This is a genomic window from Chryseobacterium oryzae, from assembly GCF_022811665.1.
Taxonomy (GTDB): Bacteria; Bacteroidota; Bacteroidia; order Flavobacteriales; family Weeksellaceae; genus Chryseobacterium; species Chryseobacterium oryzae.
In genome coordinates, this window is record NZ_CP094529.1 from 646,213 (window position 1) to 664,487 (window position 18,275).

An 18,275-nucleotide genomic window follows, 5' to 3' on the forward strand; every position below is an offset into this window, starting at 1 on the left:
TTTATAATGCGTAAAAACAAATTCTGTAAAACATTTTTGTTCGCCATTTTATGTGTGACGACATTCAATGCGCAGCAGAAAAAATCACTCTGGACTATTGAGGCAACCAGCACCGACAACTATGTCGGTGCGCCCATAGCCAGCGGAAAAATTGGGATTCTTCCCTGGAAAGAACCTTTTTCTGTGCAGCACGTGATGCTGAATCACGTTTTTGATATAGGTGATGCGGGCGTTAATCAGGCTTTGCAGGGCATCAATCCGTTTCATTTGGAAATGTTGGTGAATCAACAGAAAGTCGACTCCAAATCAATAACGAATTGGAAACAGTCGATTGATATGAAAAAAGCCATTCACAGCACATCTTTTACCATTCCGGGGCAAGCGGAAATCAAATATCATATCGCTGCATTGAGGAATTTACCGTATTCAGGGTTGATAGAAATTGAAATCAAAGCTTTAGACAATATTAATCTTCAATGTCTTAACCAGATGGATATTCCGGGCGGTTACATCGATGTTAAAAACCGCTTGGTCACCGCGAATGTTGGTTTGGATGGTGGCAAAGCGATGATTCTGCAAACCGAAGCATCCTCATCCAAAAAAGCCCATAATGTGGTGGCTTCGTCCGAATTTATTTTTGACAGAAAGAAGGTGACCGTCAGAAATGAAAATCAACAAAAAAATATACTCGAAGGTCAAATCAAAAAAGGGGAGACGATTAAGTTTTCTTTGGTAGGTTCTGTTTGTACCACAAGGGATTTCAACGACCCAAAAAGTGAAGCAGAACGAGAAGTGATTTATGTTTCGTTTTTGGGAACAGACCGAATCCTGAATGAACATTATGCGCTTTGGGACGAGCTTTGGAAAGGCGATATTGAGGTAGAAGGCGATGATGAAGCGCAATTGGTGGCAAGGTCAGCCTTGTTTAATCTCTATTCTAATGCCTTGGAAAATTCGAGGTTGAGCATTTCTCCGATGGGATTATCCGGAACTTTTTACAGCGGACATATCTTTTGGGATTCCGAAATCTGGATGTATCCGCCGATGCTTTTTATGAATCAGGGCATCGCCAAATCTATGATTGATTACCGAACCGACCGTTTGCTAGCTGCCGAAAACCGCGCATTATCTTACGGTTACAAAGGTGCTATGTTCCCGTGGGAATCAGATGATAAAGGGGAAGAGGCAACGCCGATTAATGCATTGACAGGACAGTTTGAACATCATATCACAGGCGATGTTGCCATTGCGTTCTGGAATTATTATCAGATGACGAAAGATAAAGACTGGCTGATGAAAGAAGGTTTTCCGGTGTTGCAGAAAATCGCTGAATTCTGGACGTCCAGAGCGGTGAAAAATACCGATGGTTCTTACTCCATTAATTATGTGATTGCGGCTGATGAATATGCAGAAGGCGTGGATGATAATGCTTTTACCAACGCAGCTGCCAAAAAAGCCTTAGAATATGCTTCCCAAGCAGCTATTATTTGTGGCAAAAAAGCACCTGAAATCTGGAAACAGATGAGCGACAAATTGGTCATTAACAAAATGTCTAACGGTGTAACGCAGGAATACAAAGGCTATAACGGGCAAATGATAAAGCAAGCCGATGCAAATCTATTGGCTTATCCTTTAGGGATTATTACGGAAGATGCTCAGATTAAGAAAGATTTAGCCTACTATTCCGAGAAAGTCGATAAAAACAATGGTCCGGCGATGACATTTTCGGTATTCTCTGTTCAGTATGCGAGATTGGGCGATGCAGATAAGGCTTATGCTTATTTTAAGAAAGCCTATCAGCCTAATCAACGTCCGCCTTTTGGGGTGTTGGCTGAGACTGCAACGAGTTCTAATCCGTACTTTATGACCGGAGCAGGCGGGATTTTACAGGCTTTCATCAATGGTTTCGGCGGTTTGGATATTACCGAAAATGGAATTATCCAGCATAAAAGCGTTTTGCCAAAACACTGGAAAAAGCTAACCATAAAAGGGGTTGGACCGGAGCGTAAAGATTTTACGGTGACGAGATAAATTATCACATTCAATTATTAACAAAAGACCGCTGATTTTTAGAAATCGGCGGTTTTTTGTTTAAATAGAAATTTAAAAACCTTTAATTGATAAAAAACTAATTTTTAGGAAACTGAATTTTAAAAATGCTGCCTTTTCCCTCTTGCGATTCGAGAGAGATGGTGCCGTGGTGAATTTCTATAATTCGCTGAACGATAGATAATCCGATGCCATTTCCCTGATCGTAATTTTTGTTTGCTCCTCTGTAAAAAAGATCAAAAATTTTCAATTGGTCTTTTTCCGATATTCCGATTCCGTGATCTATAAAACGGATTTCCAAACTGCTGTTTCTTACCTCAATTTCAACATTACAGGACTTATCTTGCGAATATTTGCATGCGTTTTCCATTAAATTTAGAAAAGCAATCTGAAGAAGATAAGGATTTCCGCTGAGGTCATAATTGCTTTCATCTTCATTGGCGAGATCGTCCATGTAATTGATGCCTACGTTATAATTCGGATTTTTTTGGCATAATGTAATTTTAGAATCGACAAGGATTTCGTCTAACCGAAGTGCCACAAAAGTAATCTGGGAAACATCATAACTTGCTCTGGCAAAGTCTAAAAGTGCGGTGGAAAGATGTGATGCCTGATTGGCATCTTGCAAAGCATTTTCAATAGAAGTTTTGTAGTCTTCTAATGTTACATTCAGTTCTTTGGCAAGTTCGAGCTCTGCAATTAAGGTAGAAAGCGGTGTCCGAAACTCGTGCGAAATAGTAGTAACAAACTGTCTGTGGTTATTAAAGGATTTCTCCAGCCGGTTAAATGTGGAATTAAATGTTTCCGTAAGTTCATAAATTTCATCCTTAGCTTTGGGAACAATAAGTCTTTTGTTGAGGTTATGTTCAGAAATATCTTTAATCTGAATGATAATATCCTTTAAAGGCTTTAAAGTATAATAAGAAAAAATAAAACCAATTACAAAAATGATGATAATGGAAATAACGTAGATAATGATAATATCTTTCTTAAAATCGGCAATGTGTGCATTTCCTGTTACATCTACGGCACTCCCTATGATATAAAACTTTTTGTCATGGAAAGGATATTTTACAGCCATATATTGGCGGTCTTTTTTTTGCCATGTTATTTTTTCCTTTTGAGAACGAATTAACTGGTCTAAATAATGCTCATTTTCAGAAGAAGGTTGTATGTCTGTGAAAATCAACTTCTTGTTGCTGTCGTAAACGCTGATGTCGGCTTCGTTCAGTAATTTTTTATTTCTTTCATGCAGTTCCTTAATTTTTGAATCGCTTAGTTTTAAATCAAATAAAAATTCCGACCGCCAGGTAATTTTATATCCTAAACGGTCATTGAACTCGTCTTCCCGATTTTTTTCTGAAACAAAATACAGAACGTAAGCAAAAATGAATAGAATTCCTGCGGTAAGAAGTGCGTAGCTTAAAGCTGTTCTGGTGGCAATTTTCATAATTGATGGCTGAGAATAAAGCCCATTCCCGGTTTTGTGTGAATAAGTTTTTTCTCAAAATTTTTATCAATTTTCTTTCTGAGATAAGCAATGTAGACGTCTATGTAATTGGTACCTGTATCGAAATGATTGCCCCATACATTTTCGGCAATTTCTTCTCTGCTCAGTACACGTTCAGGATTATCCATCAGGAAAACTAGAAGTTTAAACTCTTTTGGGGTAAGGTTTATTTCTTTCCCATCGCGAAAAACACGGCTGTTTTTTTTATTGATTTGAAGTTCCTGATAGGCAAGAATATCCGAAATTTCGTTCTTCGTCGTTTGCGAAGATTTTCTCAGCAAGACAGCTTTTATCCTTGCGTACAATTCTCTTATCTCGAATGGCTTCACCATATAATCGTCTGCACCGGCATCAAAACCCTCTATTTTTTCATCAATAGTTCCTAATGCAGTAAGCATAATGATTGGCAAATCAGGATTTTTCTTTTTCAGAATTTTACTGAGCTCAATACCGTTCATCGTGGGCAGCATGATATCCATTATTACCAAGTCAATAAGTATTCTGTCTGCCATTACAAGGGCGTCTTCGGCATCTTCAGAAATGTATATCTCATAGCCCTGGCTCTCTAATCCTCGTTTGATAAGAGCAGATACACGTGCATTATCTTCTACTATTAAAACCTTCATCTATAAAAGTGAATTTAAATTATAAAAAAATCAAAAAAAATCGGTCTGATAATTACTGGCTTTTTTTAAACTTCATATCGCTGTACAAAGGTATTTCATATTTTTAGTTTTTACCTGTATTAATGAATTTCTAAAGAATTTCTAATAGTTTTCTAACGATGTTCTTTGTTTCCACGATCTAATTTTGTCCCATCAAAACGAACGAAATTAATTAAGATAATTAGAAATTATGACAAGGAGAACCTTTAAACTCGGTCTTGCAGTATTATCAATGCTGGGTTTGTATTCTAAAGTGGAAGCACAGAAAAAAAATGATTTTAATAACCCGATGCTCACCCATTATCTGAACAATGAACGTACCCGCTACATTTCTCTAAGTGGTTATGCAGAATTATGGGCAAGATATACGCAGCTGAATCCCGGAAGTCTTATCAACAATCAGGCAAAATCTGATGTTTCTGACCTTTCGCTGAGAAGAGTAAGGGTAAAAATGACCTACAAACCTACAGAAAAATTGATGTTCGTTCTGCAGGGTGGTACCACAAACGTAAATATGAATGCAAAAGGCAGTAATTACTTCGATCTTTTGGATGCTTATGCAGAATATGGTTTTAGTGATAAGATTGCTTTTGGTGCAGGGCGTTCTACTTGGAGAGGTTTATCGAGATTTACTACCGGACCGCTCAATACATTGTTGTTTGATTTGCCGGCTTATGCTACCTCTAACGCTGGTGCAACAGATTATACTGTAAGAGAATTGAGTGCCTATATAAAAGGTCAGCTTGGCAGATTCGATTACCGTTTGGTATTGGCAGATCCTTATACAATGGCAACTGCAGATCCTAAAGTGAATGTTGCCACGTTCAGTAAAAATGCACCGGGTAAAGACTTTTCAGGATATTTCAGATATGCTTTTCTCGATAAAGAAAATATATCAACCCCTTTCAATTCCGGAACCTATGCCGGGAAAAAGAACGTGTTGAGCTTAGGAGCAGGTTTCGATTATATTCATAATGCAATGTGGCATCAGGATTTGGATAAAAATACCATTAATGATGATATGAAAAACTTTGCTGTAGATTTATTTTATGATGCTCCGCTCAATAAAGAAAAAGGAACTTCTATCAGTGCATATGGTATGGCAATGCACAATGATTACGGTCCCAACTACATCCGTTACGTAGGAACCAATAATCCTGCTACATCTGTAGATCCGAAACTGGCAACTCTTAATGGAGCAGGAAATTCTATGCCTGTTATAGGTACAGGAAATACGTATTATCTGCAGGTAGGAGGTACGCTGCCTTACTTCAATAAAGAAAAGAAAAATCTGCAATTGCAGCCAGCAGTAGGAATTCAGATGTCTAATCTTGATGCTTTGAAGGATAACGTAGTCATCTATGATGCAGGAATCTCACTTCTTATGAACGGAATGTCTTCAAGATTAACTTTTGATGCGCAAAACAGACCTATTTATACCAACAGTGCAATGGATAATGGTATTGTATCTGATAGAAAATGGCAGTTTGTTTTGAAATACAGAATAGATTTCAACTAAAAATAATCATTATGGAAAGGAGAAAATTTTTATTTCGATCTCTTCAGGCTTCTGCATTTTTACTGGTCTCAGGGAATATGTTTGCCTCCATGTTTACTAATGTTAAACCTTTAAAAAATAAAAAAGTGTACGCACATAACTTATTCTTCTGGCTCAGAAAAGATCTTTCTGCAACAGAAGTGAAAAATTTTGAAAAATTCTTCGAAGGTCTTAAAAAATTGCCTTATCAAAAAAATCTTCGCTACGGAGTACCTGCAGGATCTTCTCCAAGGGCGGTTTTAGACAGCACATACACTTATAATTGTGCGATGCAGTTTAATTCTTTAGAAGAACTCGAAGCTTACGGAAAATTACCGGAGCATCTAGCATTAGTACAGCAATACAAACCATTTTTTGAGAAAATGTTAGTATATGATACCGTTTACAATTAAGAAACAACAATAATATTATTTAAATTTTTATTACAATGAAAAATATCATTAAAGGAATTTGCGTTATTATGGCATTTAACACAATCGCAATGGCAAACGCTCAAAATAAAGAAAGCAAAAATTTAAGCTTTAAAGTTAACAAAGAGGAGTCTAAAGATTATATCCCTGCATACAGGTTAATTAATAATGCAGATGGTACTTGTGCGTTTGAGAAAGGCAGAATACCTACTCTTAAACACATGAATACCACTACTTTCTGGCTTAGCAACAAAACAGAAGAGTGGGAAAAAAATGCACACCCTGCACCAAGAAGACAATATGTAATTACTTTAAAAGGGAATATTAAATTTAAAGTATCAGATGGTTCTACATTTATCATCAAACCTGGTACGATACTTTTAGCGGAGGATCTTAAAGGAAAAGGACACAGCTGGGATATGGTGAACAGTAAAGAATGGGAGAGACTTTACGTTCCTATTGCAGAAGATGCCGATGATTTTTTCATCGCAGATAATGGAGCTAAATAAATTGGTTCAGTTTAAAAAAAGGCTTGTCTCAACAATGAGACAAGCCTTTTTTGTATCAATAAAAATATGCTTATAAATCATTACAATATTTATTAGGCAAATAATGCAATGATTTTCATACTTTAAAGCAAATCTTTGATATGTTTGTAGTTGGTTTTTACAGTATCTAAAGCTTCCTGCATTTTTCCTCCCAACATCAATTGTGTCATAGATTTTGTCATTCCTAGAACCTGCTCAATCTCAATTTTTGGAGGTAATGCCAATGCATTAGGATTGGTAAAAATATTTAAAAGATAAGGTCCGTTATGATTTAAGCAATCCTGAATAGCCTGTTCTACCTCTTCCGGCTGATGTACATTTTTGCCAGGATAGCCCATTGCCTGAGCAATCATTGCAAAATCCGGATTTACCATATCGGTTTCATTATCCGGCATTCCGGCGACTTCCATCTCCAATTTTACCATTCCGAGGCTTCGGTTGTTGAAAACAATCAGTTTAACTGGCAATTTGTATTGGAAAATCGTCGCCATATCGCCCAAAAGCATAGATAAACCTCCATCACCGCACATCGCAATTACCTGTCTGTCGGGATGTGCAAGAGATGCACCGATTGCCATTGGTAATGCATTTGCCATAGAACCGTGATTGAAAGAGCCCAATAATTTTCTTTCTCCTGTTCCTGTAATGTAACGTGCTCCCCAAACGCAGCACATTCCTGTGTCTACTGTAAATATAGCATTTTTAGCAGCGATACGGTCTAAAATATGGGTGACAAATTCTGGTTGTATGGCATTTTCCTTTCCTGAGTCTTTAACATAGGTAAGCTGGTTTTCTTTTACTTTATCATAAAATTCCAACTGTTGTTTAAGGAAACTACCATCTTCTTTTTCCTTTAAAAGAGGGATAAGCGCTTTAATTGTTTCCTTTACATCACCCGCTAAACCAAGTTCCAGTTTGGCTCTTCTTCCCAGTCTTTCCGGGTTTTCGTCTATCTGTACAATCTTGTTTTTTACAGGCATAAATTTCTGATAAGGGAAATCTGTTCCCAAAAGTAAAAGCAAATCTGAATCGTGCATCGCATGATATGCCGAAGGAAGCCCTAATAAACCTGTTAAACCTACTTCATTGGGATTGTTGGGCTGTATAGACATTTTTCCTCTGAAAGAATATCCTACCGGAGATTTTAGCAATTTTGATAACTGAACCACTTCTGCATTAGAATGTTCCGCTCCAATTCCGCAATAGATTGTAACTTTTTTACTTTCGTTGATGAGCTTTGCAAGATCTTCCAATTCATAATCAGAAGGGCGGATAACAGGGTTAGTTCTGAATATTTTATTGGAAGTTGTAGCCTCTTCTGCATTCATTTCCGAAACATCACCAGGAAGTCCGATAACCGCAACTCCTTTTTTGGATATGGCATGTTGCATAGCTGTCTGAACTGTTCTTTGTACTTGTTCGGGTCTGGTTATCATTTGATTATAATAACTGCAGTCATCAAAAAGTTTTATAGTATTGGTTTCCTGAAAATAATCCATTCCCATTTCCTCGCTCGGTATTGTAGAGGCTATTACCAACATAGGAACATGGGATCGGTGTGCTTCGTAAACACCATTTATTAAATGCACATGACCAGGACCGCAGCTTCCTGCACAGACTGCGAAACCATCGAGTTCTGCTTCGGCGGCGGCGGCATAAGCGCCCACTTCTTCATGCCGAACATGAATCCATTCTATACTGCTTTTTTTTACTGCGATATTAAGATGATTAAGACTGTCTCCCGTAACTGCATATATTCTTTTTACATTAGCGTTTTCGAGCATTTCTACGATCTGCTCAGCTACATTTTTTGCCATAAATATAATTTTTATACGTTTATTACTCTCAAGTTTATTTTAAAATAATTGAAGTACAAAATATCGACCAATCTACATTCAAATCATTATAATATAGCAATAGGTTCACTGGTTCTTAAACGTTGTTTTAAAAAAATATATATTTTATTCACCATTAAAGAAATCATAAATCACTTTTGCTTTAGATTTGCCTAAAATTTCTTCTAAAGTTTCCAGATTAGATTCTTTTATTCTTTTAACAGATTTTAGTTTAGACAGAAGAAGTGCAATTGTTTTTTCTCCAACGCCTGGTATTTCTTCGAGCTCAGATTTTATGGTAGAATTTTTTCTTCTTGTACGGTGATGTTTTACTCCAAAACGGTGTGCTTCGTCTCTTACCCGTTGCAGAACCTTTAAAGTTTCAGATTTTTTGTCTAAATAGAAAGGTATAGAATCTTCCGGAAAGAAAATTTCTTCCAGCCTTTTTGCTATTCCCACAATGGTTATTTTTCCGTACAGACCTAATATTTTCAAGCTTTTTACAGCGGAAGAAAGCTGTCCTTTTCCACCATCAATTAAAATTAGCTGCGGTAGATTTTCGCCTTCATCAAGCATTCTTTTATATCTACGGTAGATTACCTCTTCCATGGTAGCAAAATCGTTGGGGCCTTCCACTGTTTTTGGATGAAAAATTCTATAATCTGCTTTACTTGGTTTTCCGTCTTTAAAAACTACGCATGCAGAAACAGGATTGGTTCCTTGGATGTTAGAGTTATCAAACCCTTCAATATGTCTTGGTTCAACCGGCATTCTCAAAAGCTTTTGCATTTCTGCCATAATTCTGTTGGAATGTCTTTCGGGATCTACAATTTGTACCTGTTTCAGTTTTTCAATGCGGTATTCTTTTGCATTTTTTTCCGAAAGTTCTACAATTCTTTTTTTATCACCTACTTTAGGAATAATCAGTTTTACATCCGGAATTTCTATTCCGAGATGAAAGGGAAGCAGGACTTCTTTGGAATTGGAGTTGAATTTTTGCCGAATTTCAATTAAAGCTTCCTCCATTATTTCTTCGTCTGTCTCCTCAAGCACTTTTTTTATTTCTGTAGTGAAACTTTGGATGATATTTCCGTTTCGGATTTTAAAATAATTAACGTAAGCAGCTGTTTCATCGCTTGTCATTCCAAAAACATCAACATCATCAATATTCGGGTTTACAACAGTGTTTTTTGACTGGTAATCTTCTAAAATATTCAGTCTTTCTTTAATCATCTGAGCATTTTCGAACTGAAGATTGGCAGCATATTTAGTCATTTGCTTTATCAGATAATCTTTTGCAGCCCGGAAATCTCCTTTAATAATTCCGCGGATTGCGTCTATTTTTTCATCATAATCTGCTTTGCTTTCCAAGCCTTCGCAAGGTCCTTCGCAGTTTTTGATATGAAATTCCAGACAGACTTTATATTTACCTTCATCAATTTTACTGGGAGCTAAATTGAGGTTGCAGGTTCGGAGTTTATAAATATGTTTTATGGTATCCAGCAAAATTTTTGCGGGACGTACTTTTGCGTAGGGGCCGTAATATTCAGAACCGTCTTTTATTTTATTTCTTGTAAGGAAAATTCTCGGGAACTCTTCGTTTTTAATACAAATCCAAGGGTAGGTTTTGTCGTCTTTCAGCATCACATTGTAGACTGGCTGATGTTCTTTAATGAGGTTGTTCTCCAACAAAAGTGCATCGTATTCGCTGTTTACAATCGTTGTTTCCAGACGGACGATTTTTCCAACCATTATTCTCGTTCGGTAACCGGATAGTGTCTTGTTGAAATAAGACAGTACTCTTTTCTTTAGATTTTTTGCTTTCCCAACATACAGGAGATTCTCGTTTTTGTCGTAATAACGATAAACACCGGGTTCGGAAGGTAAAGTTTTAAGCTGTAACTCTAAAGAAGGATTCATAAGGCAAATTTAAGCAAATTCAGTGCAAAAAAAAGCTGCAGTATTTCTGCAGCTTGTAATATTTTATTTTAAAGGATTAGCTTTCGCTCATTTGGGTATATTCGCTTACCAGAAAGCTGAAATAATCCCATTTTACCGAATTTTTAGGATATTTTTGGATGAATTCTGCATTATCTCCAAAAAGAAAATCGTAATTGTCTTCAAAATCATCTTTGTGAAGCCAAATTACTTTATCTCCTTTTTTTACATAATAGGATTTTGTAACTCCGCCACCCAACTGTGGAGATCCTCCGATAGAAAAACCTCCTGTTTCTTTGGCTACAGGATCAAAATAAACTGCTATAATATCGCTGAATTCAGGATTAATCAACTGCATCAAAAACTCTTTTTCGTCTTTTTTATTCTTTAAAGAAACAGTTTGATTTACAAAATGAATGGTTTCGTTGGTTGTATTTTTAGTAAGTTTTTTAGTTCCGAAATTTCTAATATTTCCGAAATATTTCCCCACTTTGGCTACTTTTTGTGCATTGGTTGGGTAAATATACATTTCGCTTACATTTTCTGCGTTTAGTTTCAGTTCTTTTTTAGTAGCACTGTCTTTAATGCCAATTTCATAAATCTGTCCTTTTTTTCGGTCTACATCATTGCAATATCCTTTATAAACTGTACCATCTTTCATCACAATGGTAGATATTTTCTTTGAAGATGGAACCGTGAAACCTTCATTAAATAAATAGTTTTCCATTTTTTTAATGTCTTCTTTAGAATATTTTACTTTGTCCTGAGAGAAAGCAGAAAGACTAATCATAAAAAAAGCGAGTAATAAAGCTTTAATTTTCATACATTTTTGAGTTTAAAATTTAGATGTAAAAGTAAAAAAAATGATGATTGTAATATGAACTAATTTTCCTTTTTTCTAATACACTAAAAAGTGTAATTTTAGGGAAATTTTATTAAATGATTTACGGAATAGATACGCTTAGTTTTCATGATGTTTTAGCGATATGTAAAGATCCAGGAAAAGTTAAGCTGAATGACTCAGCGAAAAAACAGATTTTAAAATCACAGAAAAACGTTCAGCAGATTGTAGATTCAGATCGTTGTGTGTATGGTATAAATACAGGTTTTGGTCCGCTTTGCGATACCAAAATATCTGCGGATGAAACTGCTCAGTTACAATATAATCTAATTATTTCTCATGCAGTTGGAGTAGGAAAGCCCATAGATAAAGAACTTTCTAAAATAATGATGATTTCAAAAATTCATGCGTTATCTAAAGGGTTTTCGGGAGTTTCTCTGGAGGTAATCGAAAGATTAATTGTAATGTTGGAGAAAGATATTATTCCGGTGGTTCCGGAACAGGGTTCTGTGGGAGCTTCAGGAGATTTGGCTCCTCTTTCGCACTTGGTTTTGCCTCTTTTGGGAATCGGACAAGTTTGGATTGGGAACGAGATTTTCGAAACTTCAGAAATTTTAGAAAAAAATAATCTTGAGCCTTTGGTTTTAGGGCCGAAAGAAGGTTTAGGTTTAATCAACGGAACTCAGTTTATTCTGGCTCATGCCATTAAAGGATTAGAAAAATTTGAGTATCTGCTGGATTTGGCAGACATGACTGCAGCGATGAGTTTGGAAGCATACAGAGGTTCTGCAAGTCCGTTTAAAAAAGAACTGCATGAAATAAGACCTTTTGCAGGAAGTAAAAAAGTTGCGGCAAGAATGCTGAAATTCCTGAAAAATTCTGAAAATCTGCAAGCTCATGAAGATTGCGAAAGAGTACAGGATCCTTACTCAATGCGTTGTGTGCCTCAGGTTCACGGAGCCAGCCGAAATGCATTTGAACATCTTAAAATGATGGCGGAAACCGAACTGAATTCTGTAACAGATAATCCAATTGTTTTAAGTGCTGAAGAATCTATTTCCGGAGGTAATTTCCATGGACAATTGATGGCACTTCCTTTAGATTATGCTACTTTAGCCGCTGCAGAGTTAGGTAATATTTCAGATAGAAGAAGTTATCTTTTACTTGAAGGAAAGTATGGTTTGCCGAGATTGCTTACAGAAAGTTCCGGATTAAATTCTGGATTCATGATTCCGCAGTACACCAGTGCGGCGTTGGTAACCGAGAATAAAACGCTTTGTTTTCCGGCTTCTGCAGATTCTATTCCTACCAGTTTAGGGCAGGAAGACCATGTTTCTATGGGGAGCATTTCAGGAAGAAAATTTAATCAGGTTCTGGGTAATTTAGTAAATATTTTAGCAGTTGAACTAATGTTTGCTACACAAGGCTTAGAGTTTAGAAGACCTGCAAAATGTTCTAAAATTATTGAAGAAAATTTTGCTATTCTTCGTTCTAAAGTTACAAAACTGGAAGATGACCGTTTAATTGGAAAAGATATGTTGTCAATTGCCGAGCTCATCAATGAAAGAAAATTTGTAGTGAATTAACAATGTCAAAATTATAAGGCTGAAAACCCGGTGAAATTACTCCGGGTTTTATTTTTTCACAAATTTGAATCATTTTTTTATCCGCATAGAAAAGCATAAAGTTTTCTGTAGTTTAAAATATTCATTATATTCGTCATAATGAAAACATTACAATTATTTTTGCTGTCTTTGGGTGGGTTTATCTTTGGGCAGAATATACAAAGCATACAGTTGTTTAATCCTCAGACAAATGATGAAACTCCTGTAATTTATAATGGACAGCAGCTTATTCTGAGGTTTGATGATCTTACGAATTCCAGCGAAATATATCGCTATACTATAAAGCATTACGACAGAAACTGGGAATACGATAATCTTTTTTTTAGTGAAATTGCTAATGGGCAGATGAATGCAATGTTGGATGAGTTTCAGTATTCGTTTAATACTCTGCAGCCATATACTCATTATGTTTTAAAATTTCCCAATGATAAAATTCAGCCTAAAATTTCAGGGAATTTTGAGTTGATAGTTTATAAAAGATCCGCAGATGAACCGCTTTTTACAAGAAGATTTTCAATTGTTGAAGATCAGGCAAATTTAGCGTTAAATATTTCAAGATTTGCAGACGCCAAAAACCCTAATGTTAACCAAAGGGTAGAAGTACAGGCTGTTGCAAAAGCCGGTGATCTTACATCGAATGTTAATTCTATAACCCTTACTCTTTTGCAGAATAATAATCCCAATATGCAGATTTCCGGACAGAAGCCGAGTTCTACCATGGGAAATAAATTGCTTTTCCAGCAACTGAATCTTGTCTTTCCCGGTAATAATGAATTTTATTACTTTGATAATAAAAATATGAAAATGGCAGCCGATATGGTTCGTGCAACAGATATTTTAGATGGAGTTAATCAGACTTATCTTCATTCGGTTTGGGCGTATCCGCTTAATTATCAATATCAGCCAGATGTAAACGGAGCGTGGTATTATCGTAGAAATGACTTAGGTTTAGAAAGAAATGCAGAGCGGGAAGCAGATTATTCTTGGTTATATTTTTCTTTAGATTCGGAACCTATAGATAAAGAACTCTATGTTTTGGGAGGTTTTAATGATTTTCAGCCGAAAAAGGAATTTCAGATGCAATACGATGAGGCTTCAAAAAAATATATGGCAAGAATTTACCTTAAACAGGGTTTTTACAATTATGTTTTGGCAACAAAAGAAAACAACGGAAGCCTGAATTTTGGCGAAGTGAATGGTAATTTCTGGCAAACAGAAAATCTTTATCAGGCTTTTCTGTATTATAGACCGTTTGGAAGAAATTATGACGGATTAATTGGTTATGGTGAATTCAGAACTCCGGTGAGGTAAATGGTCTTTTCTGGATATGAAATTTTTTCAAATAAAAACCTTGCAAATGCTTTATTTGCAAGGTTTAATATAATAATAGTCTGGAAATTTTTTACGTTTTGAAAACTGCAGTAACAAAAAGATTATCTTGATCTTCAAACATGTAATGAATGCAGATAGGAAAGTTTTCAGAATGATACATTTGCATTTCTTTACTTTTAATATGTTTCTGTTCGGATTCTTTTATAATTTGCTGTACAGAATCTTTCAGTTCTTTTAAAAATAAACGATCCTGATCTTTTTTTTGAGCATTGAGCACTCTCATCAGAAGCTGAATGTCATTCTTTGCCATGGAAGAAAGTAAGACTTTCATTAGGCACAGTTTTTTTCAAGTTCAATAATGTTTTCAAAAAAATCTAGTTTTGTGGAAGGGTTTTCTGTATGGAAGCTGATTCTGTATTGCAATTCTTCCTGATAAAATTGTGGAATATCAACAGTTGCCAATTGATTCATGCTTTCAACTATTTTAATGAAAGCTTCAATTATTTCTGGACTGAAACTTTCAATTTTGCTTTTTAAAAAATCAACTCTTGAATCCATTTTTATGTAAATTTAATTATTACCCTTGTTTTTGATGAGGTAAAATTACAAAAAATAATTTATTTTCAATACTAACCCCTTTAAATTTGAATGAAAACTTTAAAAATTAATGTAAATTAATTAACACCCTTATTTTTTTTTTAAGGGGTGTTAATTAAAAAAGCACTTATTATGAATAAGTGCTTTGTTTTTATACAACGTAAAAATCCTGAAGTTTTTCTTCACATAAAGTTTTAATTACCGAAATCCATCGGTCTTCATCATTCAGACAGGGGATATAATGGAAGTTTTCTCCACCTGCATGTGTAAACTGCTCTTTTCCTTCTACCGAAATTTCTTCTAATGTTTCCAAACAATCTGAAACAAATGCAGGGCAGACAACAGCAAGATTTTTTATTCCTTTCTTGGGGATGGTTTCCAGGGTTTCATCGGTGTAAGGTTCAATCCACTTGTCTTTACCTAATCGTGACTGAAATGAGACGATTGTTTTTTCTTTAGAAATTCCTAGTTTTTCAATCACCATGTTGGTAGTTTTGTAACATTGATGACGGTAGCAGAATGAGTGGCTCGGATTGTTCTCCCGAGAACAGCAATCGTTAAGATTGCAGGTTTTTGTAGGGTCAGTTTTATAAATATGTCTTTCCGGAACTCCGTGATAAGAAAACTGTAATGCATCAAAATTTTCCGGAAGTTTTTCTTTTATGCTTTCCGCTAAACAGTTGATGTAAATTTCCCTGTTATAAAATGGCTGTATATAATTAATTTTAATGCCCGGAAACTTAGCTTTTCTTACTTCTTCTGCTTTTTCAATAACGGTTTCGGTTGTGCTCATTGCATATTGCGGGTAGAGTGGAAAAAGAACAATTTCCGTAATTCCTTTATCAACAAGTTTTTGAATTCCGCTTTCGATACTTGGCTGTGCATACCGCATTCCTATTTCTACAGGAACATCTACAAGCTTCTGAAGTTTTTTCTGAATTTGCTCTGTTATTACAATGAGAGGAGAACCTTGGTCTGTCCAAACTGTTTTGTAAGCTTCTGCAGATTTGGCAGGTCTTGTATTTAAAATAATTCCGCGAACCAATAGTGCACGGAAAAACCAGCGGTAATCAATCACTTTTTCATCCATAAGAAACTCATCAAGATATTCCTTCACATCGGGTACGGATGTGGACCTTGGTGATCCGAGATTGACTAATAATATTCCTTTCATATAATTTAAAAGTAATTGGTAATAAGTATTTTGCTATATTCAGCGAAGGTTATCCGTTTACGGCTTCTACTTTTTCTACTAAATCGGGAATGAATTGTTTTAAAATATTTTCAATTCCGCCTTTAAGCGTTGCTGTAGAACTTGGGCATCCGGAACATGCTCCCTGTAAAAGCATTTTGGCTGTTTTGGTAGCTTGGTCGTATTCCATTAAAGAAATTTTTCCGCCATCATTTTCTACGGCAGGAGCAACATATTCGTTCAGAATGTCTGAAATTTTCTGCTCATCATCGGTATATTCTCTGTTGATGATTTTTTCTACAGGATTCTCGTGCTTCTGAGCTTCTATGTTTGAAATTTCTCCTCCATTTTGAAGATAATCTGCGATAAGTGCTCTTACTGTAACCATTACCTGATGCCATTCTACACTGTGGTCTTTCGTAACAGCAACAAAATTGTCGGATATAAAAACTTCTGTAGCGAAATCAAATTCCTTGAAAATTGCCTGTGCTAATGGAACTCCTTCTGCTTCGTTTCTGGATTTTACTTCAACAAAACCTTCTAAAAGTAATTTGTTAGAAACAAACTTCATTACATTCGGATTGGGTGTCATTTCAGCGTAAATCTGATACATTTCCTTTTTCTTCTGCAGATAAATTCTTGGGTTAGCGAGTAGTTCGTCCTCAATTGCGTTTTTAAGACTTTCGGCAACGTGTTCCCATTCTACGGTATCTTGTTTGGCAACTGCGACAAAATTGGCTGTAATGAAAATTCTTTCCACAAATGGATAATTGAAAAGTTCCTGCGCCAAAGGAATTTCGGATATATCTGAATCTCTGTCTAACTCCAAAGAACCCGGAATTAAATTGTAATCGGCTACAAATTTCATCACTTTTGGGTTTTCTGTTGGTTCTATAAGGATTGTACGCATTTTTTATTTAAATTTGAGAGTACAAAAGTACGGATTTAGAAGTTAGAAGCCAGATGCTGAGATTTAGATTTTTGCTATCGCTGTAATTTGTAATGACAAGATTCGATTTCAAAAATGGCTTATGATTAAATTTTTTTAAAATATGGCACTTATAAAAGAACTTTTAGGGAAAACTCCGCAAATCGGTAAAAATACTTATCTGGCTGAAACTGCTACAGTGGTAGGAAATGTGGTAATGGGAGAAAACTGCAGTATTTGGTTTAATGCAGTGATTAGAGGAGATGTTAATTATATAAAAATGGGGAATAAAGTAAATGTGCAGGATAATGCAATGCTTCACTGTACTTACGAAAAATATCCATTAGAAATTGGCAATAATGTTTCTATCGGTCATAATGCGATAGTTCATGGCTGTACCATTAAAGATAACGTTTTAATCGGGATGGGTTCTATTGTGATGGATAATTGTCTTGTTGAAGAAAATTCTATTGTAGGAGCTGGTTCGGTGGTAACACAGGGAACGCATATTAAATCCGGTGAAGTTTGGGGCGGTGTTCCTGCCAGAAAAATAAAAGATATTTCTACTTCCTTATTAGAAGGTGAGGTTAACAGAATTGCAGATAATTATGTAAAATATTCTTCTTGGTACAAAGAATAATCAGGATAAAACAAAGCTCTACAATATTCTAGAGCTTTGTTTTTTTATTGATAAGTTAAAACTGCATTCCCGTTATCGCATCTCACGCCAGTTGGTTCTGCGGTCATCATACAATCGGAAGTAATGTTGTATTTTTTATTATATTCAGACATTTTTTGGGTATAATTACTGATTTTAGGTTTGATGATGTTTTCGAGTTTTCTAGGATAGGCAATATATTTTGTGGGTCCACCACATGCTTTCGATCCCATTGCAGAAAACGTCCATTCAGAAGATTTTGTGCAGTTTTCTTTAGAAATAATAGATTCTATATCATTTCGGAGTTCGTCCAGTAATGCTTCATCGTATTTTTTACTGTTTTCGTCTGAAGGTCTTTCGGAAATATCTTTTGGTAAAGTGGAATCGTCCAGGTTACTGGTAGATTTACACGAGACGAATATTGCTAAAAGAAAAATAGATAAAAATGTAGCTGTAAACAGTTTTTTTTTCATAATTAAAGAATGAATTGTGTGCAAAACAGGTTTCTGGAAATTGTTTTTCTTCAGGATATACAAAAATGATAATATTTTTTAATTGAATCAAAATTTATTCCCTAAATACTTTTTCT

Annotated in this window: 17 protein-coding genes; 7 read left to right on the forward strand and 10 right to left on the reverse strand. The window is 35.5% G+C overall.

All coding sequences use genetic code 11. The features are described from left to right. Nucleotides 1–6 precede the first annotated feature (6 nt). Nucleotides 7–2,031 carry a glycosyl hydrolase family 95 catalytic domain-containing protein gene (locus MTP08_RS03000; RefSeq protein ID WP_243576991.1) on the forward strand — a complete coding sequence of 675 codons (2,025 nt, stop codon included), beginning with the start codon at nucleotides 7–9 and terminating at the stop codon, nucleotides 2,029–2,031. A 97-nt stretch (nucleotides 2,032–2,128) separates the two neighbouring features. Here MTP08_RS03000 and MTP08_RS03005 read toward each other — a convergent pair whose 3' ends face one another. Both MTP08_RS03005 and MTP08_RS03010 read right to left on the reverse strand, forming a co-directional pair. Beyond that, nucleotides 2,129–3,499, reverse strand: coding sequence for a sensor histidine kinase (locus MTP08_RS03005; protein ID WP_243576992.1), 1,371 nt, complete (start codon nucleotides 3,497–3,499; stop codon nucleotides 2,129–2,131). Next, complete coding sequence (locus MTP08_RS03010) at nucleotides 3,496–4,185, reverse strand: response regulator transcription factor (RefSeq protein WP_243576993.1); 690 nt, start codon at nucleotides 4,183–4,185, stop codon at nucleotides 3,496–3,498. The genes MTP08_RS03005 and MTP08_RS03010 overlap by 4 nt, the downstream gene beginning before the upstream one ends. Nucleotides 4,186–4,414: 229 nt before the next feature. On the opposite strand from MTP08_RS03010, the gene MTP08_RS03015 reads away from it, so the two are divergent. Genes MTP08_RS03015 through MTP08_RS03025 form a run of 3 tightly spaced genes read left to right on the forward strand, consistent with a single transcriptional unit; the run spans nucleotide 4,415 to nucleotide 6,701 of the window. Beyond that, nucleotides 4,415–5,743, forward strand: a complete 1,329-nt coding sequence (locus MTP08_RS03015; protein ID WP_243576994.1) for a hypothetical protein — start codon at nucleotides 4,415–4,417, stop codon at nucleotides 5,741–5,743. A gap of 11 nt (nucleotides 5,744–5,754) precedes the next feature. Next, nucleotides 5,755–6,174: a Dabb family protein gene (locus tag MTP08_RS03020; RefSeq protein WP_243576995.1), complete on the forward strand. Its 420-nt coding sequence runs from the start codon at nucleotides 5,755–5,757 to the stop codon at nucleotides 6,172–6,174. Between the two features lie 35 nt (nucleotides 6,175–6,209). After that, nucleotides 6,210–6,701 (forward strand): cupin domain-containing protein, encoded by a 492-nt coding sequence (locus MTP08_RS03025; RefSeq protein WP_243576996.1) that lies wholly within the window; start codon nucleotides 6,210–6,212, stop codon nucleotides 6,699–6,701. A 122-nt stretch (nucleotides 6,702–6,823) separates the two neighbouring features. Here the strand turns inward: MTP08_RS03025 and MTP08_RS03030 are convergent, their stop codons facing one another. The 3 genes from MTP08_RS03030 to MTP08_RS03040 form a co-directional block, all read right to left on the reverse strand. After that, nucleotides 6,824–8,557 (reverse strand): thiamine pyrophosphate-dependent enzyme, encoded by a 1,734-nt coding sequence (locus MTP08_RS03030; protein ID WP_243576997.1) that lies wholly within the window; start codon nucleotides 8,555–8,557, stop codon nucleotides 6,824–6,826. 144 nt (nucleotides 8,558–8,701) lie between these two features. Continuing rightward, entirely contained in the window at nucleotides 8,702–10,495 is a 1,794-nt protein-coding gene (uvrC, locus tag MTP08_RS03035) for an excinuclease ABC subunit UvrC (protein WP_243576998.1), read from the reverse strand. 76 nt (nucleotides 10,496–10,571) lie between these two features. After that, on the reverse strand, nucleotides 10,572–11,336 hold the full coding sequence (locus MTP08_RS03040; RefSeq protein ID WP_243576999.1) for a hypothetical protein: 765 nt from the start codon (nucleotides 11,334–11,336) through the stop codon (nucleotides 10,572–10,574). A gap of 116 nt (nucleotides 11,337–11,452) precedes the next feature. Here MTP08_RS03040 and hutH point away from each other — a divergent pair, with 116 nt between their 5' ends. Both hutH and MTP08_RS03050 read left to right on the forward strand, forming a co-directional pair. Further along, the gene (gene hutH, locus MTP08_RS03045; protein WP_243577000.1) at nucleotides 11,453–12,940 is read left to right on the forward strand and encodes a histidine ammonia-lyase; all 1,488 of its coding nucleotides are present in this window, start codon (nucleotides 11,453–11,455) and stop codon (nucleotides 12,938–12,940) included. A gap of 138 nt (nucleotides 12,941–13,078) precedes the next feature. Further along, complete coding sequence (locus tag MTP08_RS03050; protein ID WP_243577001.1) at nucleotides 13,079–14,290, forward strand: type IX secretion system plug protein; 1,212 nt, start codon at nucleotides 13,079–13,081, stop codon at nucleotides 14,288–14,290. A 91-nt stretch (nucleotides 14,291–14,381) separates the two neighbouring features. On the opposite strand, the gene MTP08_RS03055 is transcribed toward MTP08_RS03050, so the two are convergent. The 4 genes from MTP08_RS03055 to MTP08_RS03070 form a co-directional block, all read right to left on the reverse strand. Then, on the reverse strand, nucleotides 14,382–14,642 hold the full coding sequence (locus tag MTP08_RS03055; RefSeq protein WP_209388851.1) for a hypothetical protein: 261 nt from the start codon (nucleotides 14,640–14,642) through the stop codon (nucleotides 14,382–14,384). After that, complete coding sequence (locus MTP08_RS03060) at nucleotides 14,642–14,869, reverse strand: hypothetical protein (protein WP_209388852.1); 228 nt, start codon at nucleotides 14,867–14,869, stop codon at nucleotides 14,642–14,644. Before MTP08_RS03060 ends, MTP08_RS03055 begins: the two co-directional genes overlap by 1 nt. 190 nt (nucleotides 14,870–15,059) lie before the next feature. Beyond that, nucleotides 15,060–16,082 carry a ferrochelatase gene (hemH, locus tag MTP08_RS03065; protein ID WP_243577002.1) on the reverse strand — a complete coding sequence of 341 codons (1,023 nt, stop codon included), beginning with the start codon at nucleotides 16,080–16,082 and terminating at the stop codon, nucleotides 15,060–15,062. Between the two features lie 49 nt (nucleotides 16,083–16,131). Next, nucleotides 16,132–17,010: a NifU family protein gene (locus MTP08_RS03070; RefSeq protein WP_243577003.1), complete on the reverse strand. Its 879-nt coding sequence runs from the start codon at nucleotides 17,008–17,010 to the stop codon at nucleotides 16,132–16,134. 142 nt (nucleotides 17,011–17,152) lie between these two features. Between MTP08_RS03070 and MTP08_RS03075 the strand changes: the two genes are divergently transcribed. Then, a complete protein-coding gene (locus MTP08_RS03075) occupies nucleotides 17,153–17,668 on the forward strand; it encodes a gamma carbonic anhydrase family protein (protein WP_209388855.1) in 516 nt (171 codons plus the stop codon). 44 nt (nucleotides 17,669–17,712) lie between these two features. Here the strand turns inward: MTP08_RS03075 and MTP08_RS03080 are convergent, their stop codons facing one another. Beyond that, nucleotides 17,713–18,159, reverse strand: a complete 447-nt coding sequence (locus MTP08_RS03080; RefSeq protein ID WP_243577004.1) for a hypothetical protein — start codon at nucleotides 18,157–18,159, stop codon at nucleotides 17,713–17,715. Nucleotides 18,160–18,275 lie beyond the last annotated feature (116 nt).

What these genes read in the sequence shown, in the direction of transcription:
- MTP08_RS03080 (WP_243577004.1), bottom strand. Translation starts at nt 18,159, where the DNA reads ATGAAAAAAAAACTGTTTACAGCTACATTTTTATCTATTTTTCTTTTA.
- MTP08_RS03015 (WP_243576994.1), top strand. Translation starts at nt 4,415, where the DNA reads ATGACAAGGAGAACCTTTAAACTCGGTCTTGCAGTATTATCAATGCTG.
- MTP08_RS03050 (WP_243577001.1), top strand. Translation starts at nt 13,079, where the DNA reads ATGAAAACATTACAATTATTTTTGCTGTCTTTGGGTGGGTTTATCTTT.
- MTP08_RS03070 (WP_243577003.1), bottom strand. Translation starts at nt 17,010, where the DNA reads ATGCGTACAATCCTTATAGAACCAACAGAAAACCCAAAAGTGATGAAA.
- MTP08_RS03020 (WP_243576995.1), top strand. Translation starts at nt 5,755, where the DNA reads ATGGAAAGGAGAAAATTTTTATTTCGATCTCTTCAGGCTTCTGCATTT.
- MTP08_RS03000 (WP_243576991.1), top strand. Translation starts at nt 7, where the DNA reads ATGCGTAAAAACAAATTCTGTAAAACATTTTTGTTCGCCATTTTATGT.
- MTP08_RS03010 (WP_243576993.1), bottom strand. Translation starts at nt 4,185, where the DNA reads ATGAAGGTTTTAATAGTAGAAGATAATGCACGTGTATCTGCTCTTATC.
- uvrC (WP_243576998.1), bottom strand. Translation starts at nt 10,495, where the DNA reads ATGAATCCTTCTTTAGAGTTACAGCTTAAAACTTTACCTTCCGAACCC.
- MTP08_RS03060 (WP_209388852.1), bottom strand. Translation starts at nt 14,869, where the DNA reads ATGGATTCAAGAGTTGATTTTTTAAAAAGCAAAATTGAAAGTTTCAGT.
- MTP08_RS03005 (WP_243576992.1), bottom strand. Translation starts at nt 3,499, where the DNA reads ATGAAAATTGCCACCAGAACAGCTTTAAGCTACGCACTTCTTACCGCA.
- MTP08_RS03025 (WP_243576996.1), top strand. Translation starts at nt 6,210, where the DNA reads ATGAAAAATATCATTAAAGGAATTTGCGTTATTATGGCATTTAACACA.
- hemH (WP_243577002.1), bottom strand. Translation starts at nt 16,082, where the DNA reads ATGAAAGGAATATTATTAGTCAATCTCGGATCACCAAGGTCCACATCC.
- MTP08_RS03030 (WP_243576997.1), bottom strand. Translation starts at nt 8,557, where the DNA reads ATGGCAAAAAATGTAGCTGAGCAGATCGTAGAAATGCTCGAAAACGCT.
- MTP08_RS03075 (WP_209388855.1), top strand. Translation starts at nt 17,153, where the DNA reads ATGGCACTTATAAAAGAACTTTTAGGGAAAACTCCGCAAATCGGTAAA.
- hutH (WP_243577000.1), top strand. Translation starts at nt 11,453, where the DNA reads ATGATTTACGGAATAGATACGCTTAGTTTTCATGATGTTTTAGCGATA.
- MTP08_RS03055 (WP_209388851.1), bottom strand. Translation starts at nt 14,642, where the DNA reads ATGAAAGTCTTACTTTCTTCCATGGCAAAGAATGACATTCAGCTTCTG.
- MTP08_RS03040 (WP_243576999.1), bottom strand. Translation starts at nt 11,336, where the DNA reads ATGAAAATTAAAGCTTTATTACTCGCTTTTTTTATGATTAGTCTTTCT.